Source organism: Flavobacterium sp. GW823-FHT04A11 (assembly GCF_058796535.1).
Genome location: NZ_CM179503.1, coordinates 1,301,819 through 1,324,009, shown reverse-complemented (window position 1 = coordinate 1,324,009; position 22,191 = coordinate 1,301,819). Strand labels below are relative to the sequence as shown.

General features: G+C 35.3%; 21 protein-coding genes. 4 read left to right on the top strand and 17 right to left on the bottom strand.

The genetic code is table 11. The annotated features are described in order from the left end of the window. Window positions 1-33: 33 nt before the first annotated feature. The 16 genes from AC3QL1_RS05810 to AC3QL1_RS05735 form a co-directional block, all read right to left on the bottom strand. Complete coding sequence (locus tag AC3QL1_RS05810; protein ID WP_492495910.1) at window positions 34-1,191, bottom strand: BamA/TamA family outer membrane protein; 1,158 nt, start codon at window positions 1,189-1,191, stop codon at window positions 34-36. Between the two features lie 51 nt (window positions 1,192-1,242). Beyond that, window positions 1,243-2,223 (bottom strand): SphA family protein, encoded by a 981-nt coding sequence (locus AC3QL1_RS05805; protein ID WP_492495908.1) that lies wholly within the window; start codon window positions 2,221-2,223, stop codon window positions 1,243-1,245. Window positions 2,224-2,287: 64 nt separating this feature from the next. Beyond that, a complete protein-coding gene (locus AC3QL1_RS05800; RefSeq protein ID WP_492495906.1) occupies window positions 2,288-3,469 on the bottom strand; it encodes a helix-turn-helix domain-containing protein in 1,182 nt (393 codons plus the stop codon). Window positions 3,470-3,578: 109 nt separating this feature from the next. Beyond that, complete coding sequence (locus AC3QL1_RS05795) at window positions 3,579-4,157, bottom strand: DUF4136 domain-containing protein (protein ID WP_492495904.1); 579 nt, start codon at window positions 4,155-4,157, stop codon at window positions 3,579-3,581. 309 nt (window positions 4,158-4,466) lie between these two features. After that, window positions 4,467-5,867, bottom strand: a complete 1,401-nt coding sequence (locus tag AC3QL1_RS05790; RefSeq protein WP_492495902.1) for a DUF2252 domain-containing protein — start codon at window positions 5,865-5,867, stop codon at window positions 4,467-4,469. A gap of 9 nt (window positions 5,868-5,876) precedes the next feature. After that, on the bottom strand, window positions 5,877-7,367 hold the full coding sequence (locus AC3QL1_RS05785) for a DUF1254 domain-containing protein (protein ID WP_492495900.1): 1,491 nt from the start codon (window positions 7,365-7,367) through the stop codon (window positions 5,877-5,879). A gap of 27 nt (window positions 7,368-7,394) precedes the next feature. Next, window positions 7,395-8,747: a DUF1214 domain-containing protein gene (locus AC3QL1_RS05780; RefSeq protein WP_492495898.1), complete on the bottom strand. Its 1,353-nt coding sequence runs from the start codon at window positions 8,745-8,747 to the stop codon at window positions 7,395-7,397. Window positions 8,748-8,781: 34 nt separating this feature from the next. After that, a complete protein-coding gene (locus tag AC3QL1_RS05775) occupies window positions 8,782-9,609 on the bottom strand; it encodes a hypothetical protein (protein ID WP_492495896.1) in 828 nt (275 codons plus the stop codon). Between the two features lie 112 nt (window positions 9,610-9,721). Continuing rightward, window positions 9,722-11,347 (bottom strand): arylsulfatase, encoded by a 1,626-nt coding sequence (locus tag AC3QL1_RS05770; protein ID WP_492495894.1) that lies wholly within the window; start codon window positions 11,345-11,347, stop codon window positions 9,722-9,724. Between the two features lie 29 nt (window positions 11,348-11,376). Next, window positions 11,377-12,393, bottom strand: a complete 1,017-nt coding sequence (locus AC3QL1_RS05765) for an HAD family hydrolase (protein ID WP_492495892.1) — start codon at window positions 12,391-12,393, stop codon at window positions 11,377-11,379. A 78-nt stretch (window positions 12,394-12,471) separates the two neighbouring features. Beyond that, the gene (locus AC3QL1_RS05760; RefSeq protein ID WP_492495890.1) at window positions 12,472-14,121 is read right to left on the bottom strand and encodes an arylsulfatase; all 1,650 of its coding nucleotides are present in this window, start codon (window positions 14,119-14,121) and stop codon (window positions 12,472-12,474) included. Between the two features lie 470 nt (window positions 14,122-14,591). Beyond that, window positions 14,592-16,022, bottom strand: coding sequence for a pyruvate kinase (gene pyk, locus AC3QL1_RS05755; protein WP_492495889.1), 1,431 nt, complete (start codon window positions 16,020-16,022; stop codon window positions 14,592-14,594). 5 nt (window positions 16,023-16,027) lie between these two features. Further along, on the bottom strand, window positions 16,028-16,516 hold the full coding sequence (locus tag AC3QL1_RS05750) for an IPExxxVDY family protein (protein WP_492495887.1): 489 nt from the start codon (window positions 16,514-16,516) through the stop codon (window positions 16,028-16,030). Between the two features lie 125 nt (window positions 16,517-16,641). Beyond that, window positions 16,642-17,382, bottom strand: a complete 741-nt coding sequence (gene rnc / locus AC3QL1_RS05745) for a ribonuclease III (protein WP_492495885.1) — start codon at window positions 17,380-17,382, stop codon at window positions 16,642-16,644. An 8-nt stretch (window positions 17,383-17,390) separates the two neighbouring features. Beyond that, the gene (gene fabF, locus AC3QL1_RS05740) at window positions 17,391-18,644 is read right to left on the bottom strand and encodes a beta-ketoacyl-ACP synthase II (protein ID WP_492495883.1); all 1,254 of its coding nucleotides are present in this window, start codon (window positions 18,642-18,644) and stop codon (window positions 17,391-17,393) included. 241 nt (window positions 18,645-18,885) lie between these two features. Beyond that, window positions 18,886-19,122: an acyl carrier protein gene (locus AC3QL1_RS05735; protein WP_007137004.1), complete on the bottom strand. Its 237-nt coding sequence runs from the start codon at window positions 19,120-19,122 to the stop codon at window positions 18,886-18,888. A 175-nt stretch (window positions 19,123-19,297) separates the two neighbouring features. On the opposite strand from AC3QL1_RS05735, the gene purN reads away from it, so the two are divergent. Continuing rightward, on the top strand, window positions 19,298-19,873 hold the full coding sequence (gene purN / locus AC3QL1_RS05730; RefSeq protein ID WP_492495882.1) for a phosphoribosylglycinamide formyltransferase: 576 nt from the start codon (window positions 19,298-19,300) through the stop codon (window positions 19,871-19,873). 81 nt (window positions 19,874-19,954) lie between these two features. After that, window positions 19,955-20,434 carry a ribonuclease HI gene (gene rnhA / locus AC3QL1_RS05725; RefSeq protein WP_492495880.1) on the top strand — a complete coding sequence of 160 codons (480 nt, stop codon included), beginning with the start codon at window positions 19,955-19,957 and terminating at the stop codon, window positions 20,432-20,434. Between the two features lie 61 nt (window positions 20,435-20,495). On the opposite strand, the gene AC3QL1_RS05720 is transcribed toward rnhA, so the two are convergent. Continuing rightward, entirely contained in the window at window positions 20,496-20,846 is a 351-nt protein-coding gene (locus AC3QL1_RS05720; RefSeq protein WP_492495878.1) for a DUF6249 domain-containing protein, read from the bottom strand. A gap of 379 nt (window positions 20,847-21,225) precedes the next feature. On the opposite strand from AC3QL1_RS05720, the gene AC3QL1_RS05715 reads away from it, so the two are divergent. Further along, on the top strand, window positions 21,226-21,813 hold the full coding sequence (locus AC3QL1_RS05715) for an RNA polymerase sigma factor (protein WP_492495876.1): 588 nt from the start codon (window positions 21,226-21,228) through the stop codon (window positions 21,811-21,813). After that, a complete protein-coding gene (locus AC3QL1_RS05710) occupies window positions 21,797-22,189 on the top strand; it encodes a hypothetical protein (RefSeq protein WP_492495874.1) in 393 nt (130 codons plus the stop codon). The genes AC3QL1_RS05715 and AC3QL1_RS05710 overlap by 17 nt, the downstream gene beginning before the upstream one ends. Window positions 22,190-22,191 lie beyond the last annotated feature (2 nt).

The following is a 22,191-nucleotide window of genomic DNA, read 5'->3' as shown; positions in this document are numbered from 1 at the left end:
TAACCTGCCAAATCTGCGTGAAAAAAATAAAACTCATCGCAGCCAGTTGCTTCCAAAAACAATATAATATGCCCAGTCTTCAGGGCCTTTTGCAACATCGACGCCCATTCTTAATTTGAATTTTCGCGCCAGCAAATACCTGAAACCGGTTCCGTAACTGTAAACAACGGGTTTTGCAAAGGCTTTGTCCCAGTCGTCAAAAGCACTCGCCAGACCGCCATAACCCATTAAACTCCATCTTCGGTACAAATCCCATCTAAATTCGGCTTCGGTTACAATACTGGCTTTTCCCTGATATCGGGCAGCTGGAATTCCTCTTAAATTAATTCCCGGACGCAGATAAAAAGGCGCGCTTCCTAACGCTTGTTCTCCTTCGATTCTCAATCCTCCAATTAATTTTTTAGCTATTGGATAATAGCCTATTGCCGATAAATTTAAACGCCACGCATCATAATCGCTCCCAATTGAATTATCAGACCAGAAAAAATCTGACTGGAGCCGGATTCCTTTATCCGGAGTAAAAATATTATCGCGTCCGTCAAACTGGATTGCAGCTCCTAATTGACTTACGGTACTATTAATATCTTTTAGTTTTGCAAACGCCGGAAGATCATTTACATTCGGAAAATTAATTTTAGAATCTAACAAAAAATATTGCGGACCCGCACTCCATTTTCCATTTCGAAACTGTTTCATAACGCGCGTGTAAAACACAAATGATTTAAAATTAAGGTCGATTTCCCGATCATTTCCGTTGGGTAAATTTTCATAAAAAGACATGTTTACATCTCCGTAACCAGCTCCCACACGATACATTATTCTTGATTTGATAAAACTTCCTGCTCTAAACGCACCAGCAACCCAGCTTTTATTTCCTGTGTACATTCCCATCGCTCCCGTAATATCAGGATCTACAAATCTTTTCTTTCCGTTTGCATCCATCACCGGATCGTGTTTTTTTAGAAAAATGGGAACAATTGCACCTCCAATTCCGCCCAAAGCAGGCTCTGTAATTATGGTGGGAACAACAATAAATCCATGTGCATAAATAATATAATCGCTTAAATCGAATGCGCCGTCAAGAGAATCTTTTACGCTAATATGAGGTTTTTGTCCCAACATTGCCTGAAAGGACAAAATAAAAAGGACATTTATAAGAATGTTTTTCAAAGAAAGTTTTGTGTTTTTCATATTAATGTCTGATTTCTTTAAAACCTATTTTCAAAACTTAAAAACATATTGCTATTTTGGTGTTTCTTTTTTCAGGCTAAAAACATGTGCCAGCGTTACAAAAAAAGTATTTCCCTGAAATCTGTTTACGGCATCAATTTCTCCCAGCCATCGAAGACCAACAGAAGTCATACATCCTAAATGCAGATAATTTACCTCAGCACCAAGACCGGCAACGCTATCTTTATCACCTTCAACAATTCCGATGATAGGAACCGGTATTTTATCATTTGTAACTTTATATTGCATGTAATAAATTAATCCGGCATTCAGGATTGATTTTGGCGCTGTTTTTTCGGCATTCATCATATAAAATGTTTTGCCCAAACCGCCTTCAATACTTAAAATATCTCCGGTTTTAATATCTGTATCTTTCTTTTTTCCGTTGATTTCATAAGATGCCAAAGTAGAAAAGTGAAATGTTTTTTTATCATTGAAAAATAATGTTGTTCCGGCAGAAAACTCATTCATGAACATTCCCAATCCGGCATTATCAGAAGCGCCGGCGGTATATTTACCCGTTGGCAGATACATTTGATAACTAAAAACAAAATCGGCTCTTTTAGTGTGCCAGCCCAATTGCAGCGGCTGAACATACATATCAGTAAAAGCCAAAGAATTATTGACATTTACATTATTTCCCTGTATGGTATTTGCGGCAAAAGCAACCAAAATTGCGGCTCCGTAATTGGCTCCTAAAATTTTAAAATCACTTACATATGCTGCTCCTGCGCCCGTAATCGTCATATTTAAATCCGGATTTGCAATTGCTTCATCGCCATCGGCATTTTTTAAAGAAGATGCGGCATAAAAATAGCCCGGTACATAAACGCTTAATGTGTTTTCAGGAGTTTGGGTTCCGGATTGTAATCCCATGGCACCCAGAATATGTCCGCCTTTAAGTTGCGCGTTTCCGGTAAAATAAATGATTAAAAGGAATAATGTTAAGATTGATTTTACTGCCTGATTATTTGTGCTAAATTTAGTTTTCATGGCGTATGTTTTAAAAATTAATGAATCCGGCAATGTTTAGTATTCTAAATGTTTCAGATAACGTTTAGTACGCATTTGCCTTTTCAGAATTAATTCTAAGTACTTTAAAATATTCAGAAGGAGATTTGCCCGTGTGTTTTATAAAGGCTCTAAAACAAGTGGTTCTGGATTTAAATCCGGATCCCCAGGCCATTCCTTCGAGTGATAAATCTTTCCATTCCGGATCGTTTATTTTATCTTTAAAATATTCGATTCTTTTTAAATTGACATAATCCTGAAAGTGAAGATTAAATTCTGAATTGATTAAATTAGAAAGATGATGCACTGATATTCCGGTTTCATCAGACAAATCGCGAATCACAAAATCTTTCTTTAAAAAAAGCTTTTTAGCAGAAAAAATATAATCCAGTTTTTCCAGATATTCCTGTTTTTTATCTACGGTCAATTCTTTTACTATGGGCAAATTATTTTTAATTTCTTTTGTTTTTATTTCTAATGAATCATAAACCTCAATATCAAAATCGAGTTTGGGTTCATTATTTATATCATAAAAAACCTGAGGCTTGAAATAAAGCCAGCCAACTGTAAAAACAAGTACTGAAGATATCAGAATATAACAGGAGAAATCAAGATTGTCTACCTGATTCACCAAAAAATAATGTACAAAAAGTGTCGAAAACAGAAACAGAATCATCAAATTATAAACCCTGATCCAGCTTAATAATTTTACTCTGTTAAAATGATTTTCCTTAAATTTTTTCAAATCATAATTTAAAAGCATCATCGTTTGGCAAAAAGCATACAACAGCCAAATCGTAAGGCTTAACATCGAAAATGGATTTTGAACTTTTTCAGAAATATAATCTATGAGATGAAAGTCGGCAAAATTACCAATCCAGATAAAAATGGTTAAACCAAAATAAAGCATGAAAGGTAAAAAATGAAGCCAATCGTATTTTTTGAATATTTTTTTATTGGAGAATAAAATGCTTCTGACGTATAAAAATGCCGAAGGCGCTACCAAAAAAATAAACGATTTTGTGATCATAAAAAGATCCGGAAAATGCTTAAACAGATTGGCCGACAAATAAAAATTATAAATGCTAACCACAGCCAGGCTGAATAAAAACAGACCCAGAAAAAAACTTTTGGAGTAATTTTTTCGCGAAAAAAGAACCATAAAAGAAGTAGCAAAACCAACTAAGGTTGCTATAAAAAAGAAAAGTGAGAGTACTATATCAATCATAACATTAAAATTTCAGTTACTACTATTTCTTTCGATGTGGAACTATCTGCTTTTTGAAAAATTATACCTGCCCTGAAAAGCAGGTATAATTTTATAATAACTTACCAGCTTATTTTTTGGCTAAACCGGGAGGGAAACCTGCCAATATTTTTTTGATTGAACTGGCAACAAATTCTTCAGGATTGTCTGGTTTGCTGTCGATTTGTGCATTTCCGATTCCCTGCCAGACTAATTTTTGTGATTTTGTAGAAACGATATCAATTATCAAAGAACCATCTACATAATCATAAGTATTGAATGTTGTGGTTCCGCCGCCCATCATGGCACCGCCGCCCCAATATCCGTATGGACGATACATACCGCCATAACCATAGAAATCAGAGTTTGCCGTAACTGATTGTTTGTTTTTCAATATCGAAACTGCATTTACTTTTAAATCCGGATTGGTGTTGTTTTCTGTAAAACCTTTCGCAATCATTTCAGAACGAATTGCATTCGTAACGCGATCTACATTTAATTGGTTTACCTGACCTTCCTGTGCTTTTAAATCATAAACTGCAAAGGTTTTGTATTCGCTAAAATTAGCCGCGTGGTCATAATCTGATGTAACATTTACGGTTGGTGAACAACTGTAAATTAAACCCAAAAATAACATTGGGATTAGTCGAAGAGTGATTTTCTTGTTCATTTTGTGGTATTTAAATTAATGAATTAATTAAGTCTAACTTCTAATTATTAAATAAAAAATGCTTCAAAGTGTAATGAACTGAGGAAAATGGCTTATAATATCTAAATTAGACGCTAAACATCTATTAAACAATTAATTGCATTTTATCAAAGATAAATCTTATTTCTCTGGGTAATTTAGCAACCAATAATTAAGTAAGAATTTCTAAGTATAAACTTAGAAAAAAATATTCAATTTGTAATAAAAATATTTCTTTTTTTATTGCCTTATTTTTTCCTTGTTCTTTACATATTTACTAGTATTAAAAATTTATATTTCTGTTGCAATTGGCAATCTTCCTTCCTTTATTGCTTCTAACATTTTGTTATAATCTATTTCATTTTGATCGGCATATAAAATTGAAAATTTCGAAATTGCATCGGCAAATTCATCACTATTTCCCAGATAACCGGATAATAAAGACGGATCTCCCGTTCGGGCATGTGCTCTTGCCAGCGCCCATCCGCAGGCTTTTGCATAATCTGCCATGTTTCTGGCTTTCATAATTTCGATAACCGGTTTTACTTTGGCATCCCGAAGCTGACGGATGTAAAAAAACTTATTCTGGTCATCATGTGTCCATCCTAAAAACATATCCGATGCCGATTGCATTAACTTTTGTCCCATCACAATGCGTTCGCCCTGATGATCGTATTTACTTTTAATCTTCAGATTGGGTTCTAATACACTTTGTCTTGCTTCTTTAAACTGCAAAAAAATAGGTTCTCCCGTCGCAGACATTAACAAACTAATACCGCAAATTGTGCCAACACTTCCTACACCTACCACTTTCATTGCCAGATCATGCAGTTTGTATCTGCTTAACAAAACTTTTTTGTCATCCGGCAATGATTCGATATAGCGATTGTGTGCCGTTTCTGCCTCCCGTATGATCCGTTTTCCTTCTTCTCCCTCAGGATGAAAAATCAATGGCGGATCATCTTTTATTCTGGCGCGTGAACCATCCTGATACGTCATTTTTGCAAACTCTTTTTCATGAGCCGTATATTCCGAAGCTTTTTTTATTCGCTTATGCTGAAATTCTTTTAGCTCTTCATCTTCTCCTCTTTCGATAAGTTTTGCCAGATCAATATCTGCATACCAAATTTGAAGTGCCGATAATTTGCTGTATTCGAGCATGTGTCTTTTGTAACTATCGGCTACATTCCAGGCAAACTCTTTGCAGTTTTTCTCCGAAAATTTTCTCCATCTTCCGGCAATGGCAAAACTGGCGGCGAGTCTTTTCAAATCCCATTCCCACGGACCTGGAAATGTTTCGTCAAAATCATTAATATCAAAGACCAGTTTTCGTTCCGGAGTGGCAAATCCGCCAAAATTCATTAGATGACAATCACCGCAAAGCTGCAAATGAATTCCTGTGTTGGGCGTTTGTGCCAAATCTGCCGCCATAATTGCTGCCGCTCCCCTAAAAAAAGCAAATGGCGATTCCATCATTCGGCTGTATCTTATGGGCAATAAACTTTCGACTCTTCCAATACTTGTTTTAATCAAAATTTCGATTGGATCTTCTCTTTTTTCTGATGGATTCCATTCCTGATGAACCGAACGGGGCGTAACTTTTCTGATCGCAGCGCCATTTTCAAAACGTGTTGCTTTTGATGCTTCCGGATCAAATAAATTAGTGCTTTTATGTTCGATTTTTGTCATCATAAAAATTATTTATTTCACTTCTTTAATATCATCCATTTTCCAGCTTTTATCAAAATAAGCAGCAGTTGGTCCGTAAAAACGCATGTAAGTAAACCAATGTTTGCCCGGTAAAGTCTGTACCCAGTTTTTCTCTTTTCCAGCCGGAGCTTTTGGTCCAAAATACAAGTCGACAGATCCGTCAGCATTTTTTATTAAATCCTTACGGGAAGATAAATCGGCATTTTTCTGCGGATTATCGATCAGACAACGCGTTGCGGTATCGTAAATCGTAATCGACCAGAAGTTTACTGCCGGAGGATTTGCCGGAACTTTCAGTGTATAATTTTTACCTCCGTCCAGCCAGTTTCCTTCGCTGTCGTAATAAGAACCTAAATACGCCTGACCTATGTTTGGTATTTTGGTAATCATGGCTTTTGAGTACGTCACAGCTTCATAGAAATAAGAACTTCTCTCAAAAAATTCATCGTAATTATCTGCATGCTGCGACGGATCTTTGATGATCATGACATAATCCCATTTTTTATCCGGCCAGTGTTTTACGTCTGCAAAACGTTTGTTGAATGAATTTGCCATGGCCATTTGTTGACCTTTCGCAGCAGCGGCAATTAAAATTTTCTTCTGACGTTCGTCCGGTGTAAAAGGTTTGCCTTTTTCGATTCCGAGATTTCTAAGCCATGCCATAAAAAAACGATCACGTTCTTCTACAGGTTCGTTTTGCAAAATGGCATGAAGACGTTCCCAATACGCAATTCCTGTTGGCTGAATTCCGTACCATTTTTTTCCTGCCGGCGGACTCACCACTTTTGTAGGCGTAGGATTTGCCCGTTTATCATACGGATAAATCTTAACTTGTTTCACCAGTGTTTCCGTTGTTTTTGGATCAGGATCCAATGCCCGGAATCCAAAAAACATATTTACGGTTGTACACGGAACTATAAAATATCCTGCTGGTTTAAAATCTTTCATTGTTGGCGGAACCAAAATATATTTTCCGCCTTTTCCTTTATCCGGTCCCATTTCGCCAATAGTTGCCTGCTCACGCTGCCAGAAATCTCCAAGCCCGCCGGCAGTATGTCCCGGAGGCATTTCGATTACTGTTGGACCATTTGCGGCAAGGTCTATAAATGACATGATATAAGGCGTCGTAGCGTTTCCGGTCAAAATTCCCAAACGATCATTATAGGTATTATAAAAAACAAGATCATTACTGCTTGCATTAAATGTTTTGTAATGAATTTGTTGCCATTCGGCGAAAGCCACAATCGGCAATCCCCACAAATAACATTGGGTTGCCTGTTGAAAATCCATTTCATCAAACAAAACCGGAATCGATTCTTTTGAAGGCAATTCACCATCCATTTTTATTTGCGTTCCAAACTCAGAAACTACAACCGATGTAGAATCTATTGATGGTGGTTCATTTATAACGTTCTTTTTTTCGCATCCAACAGTTAAAATCAGCAAAGCAACTGCAAGAACAACAAGGCTTTTATTTTTCATGTTATTGATTTTGATAGTTAGGCTGTATTATTTTTTTTTTTCAATTGGAGCCGGAAACCATTTGCCGTCCTGCACTTCTTTTTTAGGAACATAAGTTCTAAAGTTGATCGAAAAATGTTTCCCCGCCGGTGTAGGAAGCCAGTTGCTTTCGATAGCACCTTTTGGCAATGAAGAAGCTAACCAGATGCTCAATGAACCATCAGGATTTTTCTTTAAACCGGAAACATTATTGAGATTATAGCGTTTTAATTTGTTTGGTACTACGCGATAATCCGGCACGCTGTAAATTGTTGTCGACCAAAACGCATTTACGGCGGTGTCTGGCAGACCATCTTTTGGAAATCTGATTTCATACACTTTATCACCGCTCAAAGGCTGTTTGTTACTGTCGATCAATCCAATAAAATAAATAGCTTCATCGATTGTATTTGCCCATAATCCTCCGTAATTAATAATATCACGGGCAACAATGTCATCACCAAATTTGCCTGTCGCGTAGGTTACAGACCAGCCGTCTTTTTGAGTTCCAAAACCTTTTTTGGAATACCCTAAAAATTCAGGAATTGCTTTTGTTTGAATTACTTCATCGATACGTGCTTTTGCTTTGTCATCTTTTTTAAGATATTCTCCAACTGCAATTGCTTTTTCCTGATATTCTTTTCCTTTTGGCATTACATCCGGATAAGAATTAAGGACTTCTTCGACTTTGTCAAATATTTCGCCGCCAATTGGTTTTTTCGGAGTAAAATCCGGAATAGCAACCGGAGGCGCTATTTTAATTCCCTCAGGAACTGTCAGCGTAAATTGTTTCTGTAATTTTTGTGCGATATCCGGAGTTCCTTTTAACTCAACACGTGCCAATATTTTTGCTTTTTCTGCCGGCAATTCTATTTTTACTGCATCGGCAGGAATTGTTGGGTTTGATCCTTTTAAAACCAAAGCAAATTTTCCGTACGGTGTTTTAGGAAAATTACGATTGTTGATGTTCACAATTACATCAGCCCAGCCGTCTAATAATTGTGCGGTATAATAACGTCCTTCAATTTTTGGAACATTCAAAATAACGGCATGATCTTTATCAACAGCAATCCAGGCTTCGAGATAAGCGACATCTAAATTTGGGTTTACAAATTGCGCTGAACCAAGGGGATTGTATTTGATTTTATTGTACCCTATTTTCTCTACATTGATATCATAATTTTCTTGTTGAAGTACCAGATATCTTGCATATAAATACATGTAAGCGTCTACGATATCCTTATCTGAAGGAACTGCATTTGTATCTGTAGTTGTTTTTGTTGTTGTATCTGAAGTCGATACTTCTTTTTTACAGCTAATAAATAGTAATGCTGTCATTAAAATAAGAAGTGCTTTTTTCATATCAATAAATTTTAAAAGAAAAAATGATTTTTTACTACCCCGGAAATACAAAAGCAATTACGGCTCTTAATCCCCAGTCAGGTTTAATTTCGTGAGGTCCAACAATTGGAATTAAGGGCATAACGGCAAACTGAACTACCTGATCTCCCAATTTTGTAACGGCTCCAATGGATGGATTTAAGGAAATCAACGTTGTATTGGCTTCCCAGTTTTGAGTAATTTCAGCATTTACACCTAAACTTGCCCCGCTTTTGTAACTGTGCGACATAAATATTTGTGTATAAAAACTATTGAAATCCGCACGATCTTCATTTCCGGCAACTGACCAGATTTGATTGGCTATAAAACCTACTGAAAGTCCTTTGCCCTGATGCATTACCAATGCACTTGGCCCAACTCCGAATTTTTCTGTTCCAAGGAATTTTTCTGTCGCGGTGGGTACTAAAAATGCAGGTCCAAATCCTAAAATAAGTCCTTTTGTTTTAGGGGCAAAAAAAGCGGTTACCGTGGCGTCACTTAATCCAAATTGATGTGTGTTTTCGCCGGTAATATCCCGTTGATCTACAACCGGAAGAATATAACGCGTAATTAAATTGAGATTCTCACTTAATTTAAACGGAATTACAGGCTGAATGTTTATCGTATATTTTGATCCGTTGAAAGGCCCAATACCATAACTAAGATTGTTTTGTAATGGAACACTAATTAAACTAGCCACCGGATTCGCCAATTTATCTGCCAATTCCTGCGCACTTGAGCCCGCTTTTGCCGGTTCTTCCTGTGCAAAAAGGGTGAAATTCAGAAGAAAAAAAGCGGTACTCATGAATAGTTTAATGCTAATATGTGGTATTGTAGATTTCATAATCGTATACTTTAAGATTTCGTAATCATTATTAAAAAATCAAAAATGAGACAAATTCCAACCTGTAAAAATTGTTTCATCTTTGATTTAATAAATTAAATTCAGTCATTTATCATCCACCACTACTTCTTTTAGCTGTTGATAAGGATTTTAATTTCTCTTGTGCCTCTCTAAGTTTCAAATAATTATCAATAGTAATTGGACCAGGATACAGGTTACTTTGTACAACGTGAGGTGGATATTTTTCATAGGTTTTAGCAAATTCTCCAATAATGTTCTGAACAGTTGGCAGGAACCAGGTTTTCTCTGTAAAGTTATTCATGAATAAATCGTAGCGCTCCTGCGGATCTGCCCATAAATCAAATATTTGTGGTACAGTTGCTACATAACTCGCCGCGCCTTTCCAGCCTAAATTAGAATCTACCGCTAAACCTCCTGTTGCTTGTCCGTTATCTCCACGTAAGTTAAAGACCGCTTTGAATTTTCCAATTCGTATTGCTCCCGGCAACAATTCATCTTCAGTAAAATAAAACCACATGTTTCTTTTTGATTTTCCTGTGCCAAATAAAACCGGCGACATATCATAACTGTCAAAAATGGTTGGTTTTCCGTCTCTGTCTACAGTTGGTAATTCTTGTCCGGATAACGCAGCAAAAGTTGCCATAAAATCAAGCGTTCCTAAAATGTCGTGGTTTTGAGTTCCCGGTTTAATTTTTCCCGGCCACCATGCCAGTGTTGGAATACGGCTTCCTCCTTCACGGTCTGTTCCTTTTGTTCCTCTAAATGGAGTATAACCACAATCCGGATAAACATCCTGCCATGTTCCATTGTCAACAGTATAGATAATTAAGGTATTGTCTGCAATGCCAAGATTTCGAACCTCATCCATAATATGGCCAATTCTGGCATCTAATTCTACAATACAATCAGCATATTTGTTTTTACCGGCAGATTTTCCTGCATAATCAGGATGCGGCAAATTTGGCTGATGGTTTTTTGCAAAAGAGATTTCCATAAAAAATGGTTTATCTTTTTTCGCATTTTCTTTAAGCCATTTTATAGATTCTTCTTCTGTATATTGATCCAGAAACGGAATTACTTTTCCATCAATTTTTCTGACTTCACTGTATGGTTTTCCCGCTTCGCCTTCTAAAGCACCTTTAGTTCCTTTTGCCCATTGCGCTCTGATATCGTCAGGCATATCTGCATTCCATTCAGGATCTGTATATGTGTAAGCATTTAAGTGATACAAGGTTACATTTTTCATAACATCAAAACCTTGTGCAATTGGCATTGAATAATCCTCTTCTCCTAAGTGCCATTTTCCGGCAAAAAAGGTATTGTAGTTTTTACGTTTTAGCAAAGATGCCAATGTCCATTCTGCTTTTGGCAAACCTCCTCCGTCACCCGGAAAAGCAACAGTGGTCATACCGCTGCGGTTAGGAATTCTTCCTGTTATTAAAGCCGCTCTTCCAGGAGTACAGCTTGGCTGCCCGTAGAAAGACCAAAATTGCATTCCTTCTTTTGCCATTTTATCAACATTTGGAGTTGCTGCTCCACGGCCTTCACCACCGCCATAAGGGCCTAAATCTCCCCATCCGGTATCATCCGATAATAAAATAATAATATTTGGGCTTTTTTGTGAATAACCGATGTGGGTCATCAAAAAGCAGAACAATACGGCGAAGATCTTTGTAAGATTGACTTTGCCTGAAAAAAATTTAAAATCTGTTTTCATGTGTACTCTGGATAATGTTATTATTCAAATTATCTGTCTGGAAATATCTTTTTCCAATCGTCTTTCATACTGATTACATGATACTTATATTTAGCAGCAGTATTCAATGATAAATTATCTTTTTCCTGATAACTGTATTCTCTGGCAGCATCATTATGGTTTACAATCATTTGAAATGAAGGATATTTGCTTCCCTGAGAATATCGTAACATTGCAAGATCTCCCGCACCGCCTTCGTTTCCGCAGGCAAAAACCGGTCTTTGTCCAATGTGCAATTGTATGCCAACAGGTTTGCCAACTTTATCATCTAAAAGATCTAGAGCAGGTTCCCTGTTTATCGCATTTTTAGTATCGTCAAATTTATATTTGAAAGAAGTTCCTACCACCTGATCTTTTGGAATGCCATAAAAATCAGCCGATATAGCGCGAACCAATTCAACTGTTCCGCCTGTTACAATGAAAGTTTTGAATCCGTTTGCACGTAAATAATCCAATAATTCTAATTGTGGCTGGTACCTGATTTGTTTTAGAGGGACATTTTTTCCGGGATATTTCGCGCCGGCAAAAAATTCTTTAGCACCGGCTTCAAACTCATCTTCACTCATACCGGTGTGAGTTGCCGCTACCAATTCGATTAATGCTTTTTCACCTCCTTTTTCAAAAAACGTTTTGTCTTTTTCGACTACAGCTTTAAAAGGTTGTTTTTGAGCCAATGCAGGATTTGCCTCTACCATTTTTTTTACTCTGTAAAAAGCAAATAATTCCTGAACATAAGGTTTTTCAGCCCAAAGTGTTCCGTCATTATCAAAAGTGGCAATTCTGTTTTCAACCGGAATAAAATCAGGACTTCCTTCTTTCGTTACTTTGGTCACATAATCGGTTATTGCTTTCTTTACAGCTCCGTCATTCCAGCTTGGTAAAGGGTCGCCGCTAGTTGCAACTGTTGAAGTACTGTCTTTGGGATTAGCTGTAGTGACAGTTTCAGACTTTTTACAAGAAACTAATAATAACAAAAAGAAGGGCAATATGTATATTTTTTTATACATGATATGATTTTTAAATTATTGAAAAGCTTGAGTTATGGGTAAACTCAAGCTTTTTATTCTACATTCTAATGATCTTTTTTACTTTTTATTACTTGATTTCGCTTCACCTTGCATCGCTTTTTTCATTTTAATTTCACCTAGAACTTCATCCATAATAGTATACGGAGAGAAACTTGGCGGAATTGAACGAGGAGGATACTGTTTAAAAGTTTCGGCAAATGTTACCACTTCTGCTATATTTCCATATGCTAACTGAACATGATTTAAAATCCAGTCCCAATACGTATTAGAGGTGATATCTGCTCGTTCAAAAGGATCCTGATATAAATTGAATATTTTTTGCAAACGAAGTTTAGTAAACGGTTCTGCCCAAACTCCTAATGTTCCTTGCAAGCGTTGTTCTGCATAAACAAACTTATAATCTCCTTGTCGCATTCCTACAAGCAATCCGTCATCATCAGAATAAAAGAATTTATCTCTGGCGCTTTTAGCTGTTCCCCGAAGCATGGCAGACTGATCAAATCCATCAAGATGTACTTTATAGCTTTTACCGTTTGCATTATATCCTGTTAACAATTTTTTTGACAAGTCGGGTTCTCCTGCAATTGACGCCAAAGTTGGCATCCAGTCATTATGTGACATCAATTCATTGCTAATTTGCCCTGGCTTGATAACACCCGGCCAACGTATCATACAAGGTACACGAAACGCTCCTTCCCAGTTTGTATTTTTTTCTGAACGGAAAGGTGTCATTGCTCCATCTGGCCAGCTGTTCATATGAGGGCCATTATCTGTAGAATATACCACTATTGTATTATCTGCAATTCCTAAATCGTCTAAAGCTTTCAATAATTCACCAACAGTAATATCGTGCTCAATCATACCATCTATATATTCACTGTCGCCATGAGTATATTTACCACGATGTTCAGGTCTTACGTGTGTACGCAAATGCATACGTGTCCCATTCCACCATACAAAAAATGGTTTTCCGGCTGCATTTTGTCTTTTGATAAAATCAATGGCTGCAGCTGAAGTTTCGTCATCTATAGTTTCCATTCTTTTTTTGGTAAGAGGTCCTGTATCTTCGATTCTTTGTTTTCCTACTTTTCCAAAACGAGGATCAACAGTTCCATCATCTGCGCTGACTGCAGTGCATTTTAGTACTCCTCTAGGACCAAATTTTGCTAAATAAGCCGGATCTTTAGGATAATCTGGCAATTCCGGTTCTTCCTCTGCATTTAAGTGATAGAGATTTCCAAAAAATTCATCAAATCCATTTACTGTTGGCAGATTTTCATTTCGGTCACCCACGTGATTTTTTCCAAATTGTCCGGTTGCATAGCCCAGATTTTTCATCACGCCTCCAATAGAAGGGTCCAATTGGCTCATTCCCATTGGTGCACCAGGATATCCTACCTTAGTTAAACCGGTACGAATACCGTGCTGTCCTGTCAGGAAAGCTGCTCTACCGGCGGTACAGCTTTGTTCTCCATAATATTGTAAAAATCGGGTTCCCTCATTTGCTATACGGTCAATATTGGGAGTTTGATATCCCATTAACCCATTACTATAAGCACTTATATTGCTTATCCCAATATCATCTCCCCAAATAATTAAAACATTTGGCTTTTTTGTATTTTGAGCTTTCACCTGAACTGTTAGGCACAAAATTGCAAACAGCAAAATTGTATTTCTAAATTCACTTTTAAGTTTACTTCGTTTCATGGTAATAAAATTTGTTAATAATTCATTCTTTAAATTGGTTTTATAAGTCCAAACAAATCCTCTGTCAAAAAAATGGAGGTAAAATTTATTTTAATTTTATTATATGCTTAATTATTTCAACGGGAAATTTGAAACCAGAATTTTCTTAACTTTTCCTTAAGTATCTCAAAATTAGCTAATAAATAACCAGAGAAGTGCATGAAACAACCGTCACATTGTTTCATTTTATAAAATGAAACGTCAAAAACACTTTTTTTACAATACAGGCTTTTAATTTTTAAAAAGAAATTATAAAAAACCCGTGTAATTAAAATTTGGAGTAGGAGAAGTAATGGAAACAGTTAAAATAAGGAGAGCTTATTTTTATCTTTAGAAACTAAACTTTGCGAAGAAGATTCAAAAAAAAGCACAAAAAAAAGCCATCAAAATTTGATGGCTTTTTAATATTACAATTTTTTCTTAAACGAAAACTATTCTATTTCAGAAACTCTCATGGTGTTAACCATTCCTTTATCTTTAATTGGCATTGCTGCAAGGTTGATTAAATAATCTCCTTTTGCAACATATCCTTTTTGTTTTGCAATTTCGTTTACATCAGTTACAGTATCATCTGTACTTTCGTCTTTATCGTAGAAGTATGATTTTACTCCCCATAATAAATTCAATTGTGTTAAGATTCTTTTGTTTGAAGTAAACACTAAAATATGTGAAGATGGTCTCCAGGCAGAAATTTGGAAAGCAGTATAACCACTGTTTGTTAAAGTACAAATTGCTTTTGCTTTGATTTCGTTAGCCAATAAAGCCGCCTGATGACAAACGGTTTTTGTTACAAAACGTTTAGTTTTAATTTGTGGTGTGTTTTGTGGAACCTGAATAAGCGGTGAATCTTCAACAGCCTCACAAATTTGAGTCATTTTTTGGATTACTTGTACCGGATAATTTCCTGTAGCAGTTTCTCCAGATAACATTACAGCATCAGCACCATCCATTACAGAGTTGGCAACGTCATTTACTTCTGCTCTTGTTGGCGTTAAACTTGTAATCATTGTCTCCATCATTTGTGTAGCAACGATAACAGGAATTCTAGCCGTTTTTGCTCTGCGAATCAAATCTTTTTGTACCAATGGTACTTCGTGTGCAGGAAGTTCAACTCCTAAATCTCCACGCGCCACCATAAGACCATCGCAATAAGCAATAATTTTATCTATATTTTCTAAAGCTTCCGGCATTTCAATTTTTGCAACAATCGGAATTTTGTATTCAGAATGCTTAGCAATTAATTCTTGTAAGTCTTGTAAATCGCGAGGTGTTTTCACGAATGAAAGTGCGATCCAGTCTACTTTTTGCTCGATAGCAAAAATAGCATCTGCAATATCTTTTTCAGTTAAAGCCGGTAAAGAAATTTTAGTGTTTGGTAAATTAACTCCTTTTTTAGATTTTAATTCTCCACCCTGAACTACTTTAGCAACAACTTCTGTTTTTTTATCTGTAGAAATAATTTCAAAAATAAGTTTTCCGTCATCAAGCAAAATACGCTCTCCAGGATTAACATCATTTGGAAAGTTTTGATATTTCATGAACACTTTTTGAGCAGTTCCCAAAATATCTTCGGCAGTTGTAAAAGTAATTAAATCACCATCGTGTACAACAGTTCCTTCTTCCATTACACCAACTCTAAGTTTTGGTCCCTGCAAATCTCCAAGGATTGCAGTTGTGTAACCAAACTCTTCGTTAAGACCTCTAATGATATTAATCTTGTCTTTTACACCTTCGTAATCTGCATGCGAAAAATTGATTCTAAACACGTTAACTCCTGCATCGATCATATCCTTGATAATCTCTCTCGTACTACATGCAGGTCCAAGTGTAGCTACAATTTTAGTTTTTTTGTTTGTTAGCATTTTTTTTAAAAAATTAAATTGTTTTTTGATTTTATTTTATTGGTATCAACGACATAAATAGCAGCGATGCTCTCGATGGTATTTAATTGTTGTTGAATTTCTGAAAAATCAATAGCCTCTTCACTATTCTCTATTTTCAGGAAAAAATCTACCTTTTTAAATTCAGGAAGTAAATGAATTGTTGTTGAAACCTCACTTGTTTCATTGGAAAACAAATTCTGGAAATCATTTGTACTCACTGAAATGATTTCATTTTTATTCTGAATCAGATTCCATGCAACGGCTTTCTCAGAATCATAATAATAAAACCTAGAAAAATTTGCCTGTCCCTCCTTAGTCTGAGCATGGATCTCGTTTTTGCTCTTACTTAAGTTGATCGGAAGTTTTTTATTGATAAAATAGGCTAATCTATAATCTTCTAATGAAGTATGAATTGCCATTAAATAATAATCAATTTCGTCAAATTCGTCTAAATCCAATCTATGAATTGCCATATCATGAAAAATCTAGGTGTAAATATACTATTTCTATTGGAGCATCAATAGTTAAGATGTGGTTGTTTTTGTTAATTTATAAACGAAAACGTTATAGCTTTGAGAAAGTTACGGCAATTCTGTCGTTATTTCTTATCTATTTTTTCCTGAAAAGCAAAATACGCACGTTGCGATGCTTTTTCTTCTGCCTTCTTTTTTGAAGTTGCTCTTGCTCTTGCAATTACTTTGTCGTCTATGCTCAATTTTACGCCAAACAAGCGTTGACCGTCAATTCCGTTATCTTCAAAAATATCATAATGAAAGATTCTCTTTTCTTTCTGACACCATTCGATAACCAGACTTTTATAACTAATTACTTTTCCTTCAAGTCGTGCGATGTCTACATAAGGAGTAATAACTCTTTTTTGAATAAACTTTTCGCAAAACGAATAGCCTCTATCCAAATAAATAGCACCAACAAGTGATTCAAAAATATTACCATGAATGTTCTCTCCAAAATGCTGCACCGGTACTTTACTTTCGACAAAACGAACCAGATTTAAATCTTTTCCCAGTTCATTTAAATGCTCGCGACTTACAATTTTAGAACGCATTTTGGTTAAATAGCCTTCGTCGCCGTTTGGAGCTTTGTTAAACAAATGCGCAGCAATTACGGCACTTAACATGGCATCACCCAAAAATTCTAACCTTTCATAATTAATTGGGTGTCCGTTTTCATCTAATTTATTTGATGATCGATGCGTAAATGCTTTCTTATAAAACTCTATCGAAACAGGCTGAAAACCAAGTATTTTCTGAATAGTGTCAAAAAAAATCCCGTCTTCTTGAGAACGGGATTTTGAAAATATTTTTTTGATAATATTCATAGACAAAACTAGTCAACTAATTTTTTAAACAATACACAAGCATTGTGTCCACCAAAGCCAAAAGTATTACTCATTGCAACATTTACCTCTCTTTTTTGAGGTTTGTTCAAAGTAAGGTTTAATGACGGATCAATGTTTTCGTCAACAACTGTATGATTAATCGTTGGAGGAACAAGGCTGTGTTGCATTGCCAGGATAGAAGCAATTGCTTCAATAGCTCCGGCAGCACCAAGTAAATGTCCTGTCATTGATTTTGTTGAGTTGATATTGATGTTTTTTGCATGATCACCAAAAACAGCGCTGATTGCTTTTAATTCTGCAACATCTCCTAATGGAGTAGAAGTTCCGTGAGTATTGATATGATCAACATCTTCAGGGTTCATTCCGGCGTCTCTTAATGTATTTTTCATTACAGCAATAACTCCAATTCCTTCCGGATGTGGTGCCGTTAAATGGTAAGCATCAGATGACATTCCGCCTCCGCCAATTTCGCAATAAATTTTTGCGCCTCTGGCTTTAGCATGTTCGTATTCTTCAAGAACCAAAGCTCCTGCTCCTTCTCCTAAAACGAAACCATCTCTGGTTGCATCAAAAGGTCTTGAAGCCGTTTCCGGACTTTCGTTTCTTGTTGATAATGCATGCATAGAGTTAAAACCTCCCATACCCGCAATTGTGATAGCAGCTTCTGAACCACCAGATACAATTACATCACACATTCCTAAACGAATGTAGTTGAAAGCATCAATTAATGCATTTGCAGAAGATGCGCATGCAGAAACAGTAGTATAATTTGGACCCATATAGCCATTACGCATCGAAATGTGCGCAGGAGCAATATCGGCAATCATTTTAGGGATAAAAAACGGATTGAATTTAGGAGTTCCGTCTCCTTTAGCGTAATAAATTACCTCTTCCTGAAAAGTTTCTAAACCTCCAATTCCGGCTCCCCAGATAACACCTACTCTTGTTTTGTCGATATTATCATCAGTAAGTCCGGCATCTTTAATAGCTTCATCACTTGCAGCAACAGCGTATTGAGCGAATTTATCTAATCTTCGAGATTCCTTGCGGTCCATGTAATCTTCAATGTTGAAGTTTTTTACTTCGCAGGCAAACTTCGTCTTATGCTTCTCTGTATCATAATATGTGATAGGAGCGGCTCCGCTAACTCCATTCACAAGTGCATCCCAATATTCCTGGATATTATTCCCGATAGGAGTAAGAGCACCTAATCCTGTTACAACAACTCGCTTTAACGCCATAAATATGTATTTTGTACTTTAAACAAATAAAACCCACGCTTTCTTAATTGTATTGTTACTTAAGAGCTATGGGCATTACAATATAAATATATCTTTTTGATTGAAAACCAATCGAATTTTAAAATTTAAAAAAATAATAACACCCGAGTTTTAACAAATTTCAAGTTTCAAAAAACAAATTCCAAAATTGGAATTTGGAATTTCAAAAATTGGTGTTTTTTAGAATTCGGGTGTGATATTATTATTTTTTAGCTTCCTCGATATAAGAAATAGCTTGACCAACAGTAGCAATGTTTTCTGCTTGATCGTCTGGAATTTGAATATCAAATTCTTTCTCGAATTCCATAATAAGCTCAACAGTGTCTAATGAGTCAGCTCCTAAATCATTAGTGAAGCTTGCTTCTGTTACAACTTCGTTTTCGTCAACACCTAATTTGTCTACGATAATCGCTTTTACTCTTGATGCAATGTCTGACATAATCTTTAATTTTAGAATTTAATTTGTTGGCAAAAATAAAAAACTTTATTTTAAAACAACTATTTAGTTTATAAATGTGATACTAATTTATAAAATTAATTTCAAGAAAGCCCTTTTAATACTATTTATTTTCGATTTTTATTCCGTTTTTTGCATTCTCAAAATTAACTAGATTATGAAAAAAATTGTTGTTTTTGCCTCAGGTTCAGGAACTAATGCAGAAAACATTATCAAATATTTTAAGCAAACTGAAATTGCAAAAGTCGTTTCGGTGTTTACAAATAATGCCGAAGCAAAAGTGATCGAAAGAGCAAAAAATCATCAAATTCCGGTCGAAATCTTCTCAAAAAACGAACTTTTAGAACGAAACGTATTACAAAAAATAGAAAAAATCGACCCGGATCTCATAATTCTCGCTGGTTTTTTACTGAAATTCCCCGAAAACATAATCGAGAAATATCCTAATAAAATAATCAACATTCATCCGGCACTTTTACCTAATTATGGAGGCAAAGGAATGTACGGAATGCACATACACCGTGCTATAATCAATAATAAGGAAAAAGAAACCGGAATCTCTATTCATTATGTAAATGAAAATTATGATGAAGGCGGCATTATCTTTCAGCAAAATATCGCTGTAACAGACGAAGATACTCCGGAAACCGTTGCAGAAAAGATTCATGAATTAGAACAAAAGCACTTTCCTGAAATTATTCATAAAATATTAGAAGAAAACTCTAAAATCTAAATTCCACAATCAAAATTCTAAATTCCAATTTTAGATCAATTACTAAAAAATCTAAAATCTGAATTCTACAATCTAAAATAAATGAATCACGAAGTACATATATATACAGATGGCGCCGCAAAAGGAAATCCGGGAAATGGCGGTTATGGCGTGGTTATGGAATTGGTGGGAACACCGCATAAAAAAGAATTTTACGAAGGTTTTCGCCTGACGACAAATAACCGAATGGAACTTTTGGCGGTAATTGTGGGTTTAGAGAAATTGAAAAACCCAAATATGAAGGTTTTGGTTATTTCAGATTCTAAATATGTTGTGGATTCTGTTGAGAAAAAATGGGTTTTGGGCTGGGAGAAAAAAGGTTTTGCCGGAAGAAAAAATGCCGATTTATGGAAACGTTTCTTAATTGTATACCGAAAACACCAAGTGGATTTTAAGTGGATAAAAGGCCACAACAATCATCCGCAAAACGAACGCTGCGATCAATTGGCCGTTATGGCATCAATGCAGCCAAAACTTTCTATTGATTCTTTTTACGAAAAAACAGATTCTAAACTGCTATAAAAACAAACGTATCTGAAAACAAATTCAGATACGTTATTCAAACTACTAACTTAAAAAAATCTTATTCTTCTTTATCTAAATCTTTGGCAGTTTTAAACCCGGTCAACAAACCAACTCCGGCCATGATAAAAATAATCGACGGATAAACCGCATCGTCTTCTAAAGAAGTGTACGTTGTAATTAATAAGGCAAGAAAAATTCCAACTCCTGTTCCTATTAATAAGAAAGCAAAATTTACAACAAATATTTTCCACGCCGGAACGCCTTTTCCGCTTCCTTTTAAAAAGATACTGGCATCAACACCTTTTTCGATAAGTGCTAAACGTTCTCTGTTTCTTGTTGAAAAAATAAGATAAACGATTCCGAAGATCATTAGGAAAAGACTAATTGGTATTAAAATTTGTGGTCCCATAATTTTTATGTTTTTATAATTGATTGATACCCATATGACGATATGTTTTGAAATGAGGTTACATCTTTATTGAAATAAATTTTAATTTTTAATTTGCGAATTCAAAAACTTACTTAATATCAGTTAATTTTGAGTTTAAAATTTCTTTTTAATGAAACTCAACAACTTTGACAAAAACTCCTGTTTAAAGTTTATTTGCATATTTTTTGTCATCTCGACAAAGGAGAGATCACAATATGAAAGCTGAAATTTGTCAAAGTTTTAAACTTTGACAAAGATTTCTACTTATTACATAAATTGAAATTTGGAATTTTCTAAGTTTTGGAATTTATTTTCAAATTCCTGTAACCTAAACACAAAACGTGTCGTCCTATATAATATGAGTACTTTAAATGATCAATATTATATCGATAAAGTAATGCATGGCGAAACAAATGCTTTTGCCGTGTTAGTCGATCGTTATAAGGATATGATTTTTACTCTTGCCTTGAAAATGGTTAAAAACCGGGAAGAAGCAGAAGAAGTTGCTCAGGATACTTTTATTAAAATTTATAATTCTTTAAGCAAGTTTAAAGGCGATTCTAAATTTTCGACCTGGATATATAAGATCGCTTACAACACATGTTTAGATCGTTTGAAGAAAAATAAAAAAGAAGAAAACAATATTTCGATAGATGAATTTTCGGCACATTTAATCAAGACAATGGATAATGCTTTAAGTGCTTTAGAACATAACGAACGAAAGCAGACCATTCAGCATTGTTTGAATTTATTGCCCAGAGAAGAGAATTTCTTAGTAACTTTATTTTATTTTGAAGATCAGAGTTTAGAAGAAATAGGGAAAATCATGAGTATTAATGCTAATAATGTTAAGGTGAAATTATTTAGAAGCCGACAAAAATTAGCCGTAATTTTGAAAAAGAAATTAGAACCTGAAATAGTAGATTATTATGAAAGAGAGCGATAAAAACATAGAAAATCTTATTGATAAAATGATGGCTGAAAACACATTGGAATCGCCATCCATTGACTTTACTTCAAAAATAATGGCTCAGGTTTTAGTGGCAGAAAAAAGTAAAATTAAAGTTTATAAACCTCTGATCTCTAAACCAACGTGGTTTATTATTGGCTTGAGTTTAATTGCTTTGATTTATGCATCACTTTCTTCAGCAACCCAATATAATCTGGTAATTGATAAGACATATACAGAAAAAATCACTACGCTGTTTTCAGGAATTCATTTGTCTAAAAATGTTTTGTATGCTCTTTTAATAGTTCCGTTTATGATTCTTGTTCAGATAGGATTATTAAAGAATTATTTTGATAAGAAGTATGAGTTGTAGAT

Coding starts and splice junctions, on each gene's coding strand:
- AC3QL1_RS05810 (WP_492495910.1), bottom strand. CDS start 1,191: ATGAAAAACACAAAACTTTCTTTGAAAAACATTCTTATAAATGTCCTT.
- AC3QL1_RS05805 (WP_492495908.1), bottom strand. CDS start 2,223: ATGAAAACTAAATTTAGCACAAATAATCAGGCAGTAAAATCAATCTTA.
- AC3QL1_RS05800 (WP_492495906.1), bottom strand. CDS start 3,469: ATGATTGATATAGTACTCTCACTTTTCTTTTTTATAGCAACCTTAGTT.
- AC3QL1_RS05795 (WP_492495904.1), bottom strand. CDS start 4,157: ATGAACAAGAAAATCACTCTTCGACTAATCCCAATGTTATTTTTGGGT.
- AC3QL1_RS05790 (WP_492495902.1), bottom strand. CDS start 5,867: ATGATGACAAAAATCGAACATAAAAGCACTAATTTATTTGATCCGGAA.
- AC3QL1_RS05785 (WP_492495900.1), bottom strand. CDS start 7,367: ATGAAAAATAAAAGCCTTGTTGTTCTTGCAGTTGCTTTGCTGATTTTA.
- AC3QL1_RS05780 (WP_492495898.1), bottom strand. CDS start 8,747: ATGAAAAAAGCACTTCTTATTTTAATGACAGCATTACTATTTATTAGC.
- AC3QL1_RS05775 (WP_492495896.1), bottom strand. CDS start 9,609: ATGAAATCTACAATACCACATATTAGCATTAAACTATTCATGAGTACC.
- AC3QL1_RS05770 (WP_492495894.1), bottom strand. CDS start 11,347: ATGAAAACAGATTTTAAATTTTTTTCAGGCAAAGTCAATCTTACAAAG.
- AC3QL1_RS05765 (WP_492495892.1), bottom strand. CDS start 12,393: ATGTATAAAAAAATATACATATTGCCCTTCTTTTTGTTATTATTAGTT.
- AC3QL1_RS05760 (WP_492495890.1), bottom strand. CDS start 14,121: ATGAAACGAAGTAAACTTAAAAGTGAATTTAGAAATACAATTTTGCTG.
- pyk (WP_492495889.1), bottom strand. CDS start 16,022: ATGCTAACAAACAAAAAAACTAAAATTGTAGCTACACTTGGACCTGCA.
- AC3QL1_RS05750 (WP_492495887.1), bottom strand. CDS start 16,516: ATGGCAATTCATAGATTGGATTTAGACGAATTTGACGAAATTGATTAT.
- rnc (WP_492495885.1), bottom strand. CDS start 17,382: ATGAATATTATCAAAAAAATATTTTCAAAATCCCGTTCTCAAGAAGAC.
- fabF (WP_492495883.1), bottom strand. CDS start 18,644: ATGGCGTTAAAGCGAGTTGTTGTAACAGGATTAGGTGCTCTTACTCCT.
- AC3QL1_RS05735 (WP_007137004.1), bottom strand. CDS start 19,122: ATGTCAGACATTGCATCAAGAGTAAAAGCGATTATCGTAGACAAATTA.
- purN (WP_492495882.1), top strand. CDS start 19,298: ATGAAAAAAATTGTTGTTTTTGCCTCAGGTTCAGGAACTAATGCAGAA.
- rnhA (WP_492495880.1), top strand. CDS start 19,955: ATGAATCACGAAGTACATATATATACAGATGGCGCCGCAAAAGGAAAT.
- AC3QL1_RS05720 (WP_492495878.1), bottom strand. CDS start 20,846: ATGGGACCACAAATTTTAATACCAATTAGTCTTTTCCTAATGATCTTC.
- AC3QL1_RS05715 (WP_492495876.1), top strand. CDS start 21,226: ATGAGTACTTTAAATGATCAATATTATATCGATAAAGTAATGCATGGC.
- AC3QL1_RS05710 (WP_492495874.1), top strand. CDS start 21,797: ATGAAAGAGAGCGATAAAAACATAGAAAATCTTATTGATAAAATGATG.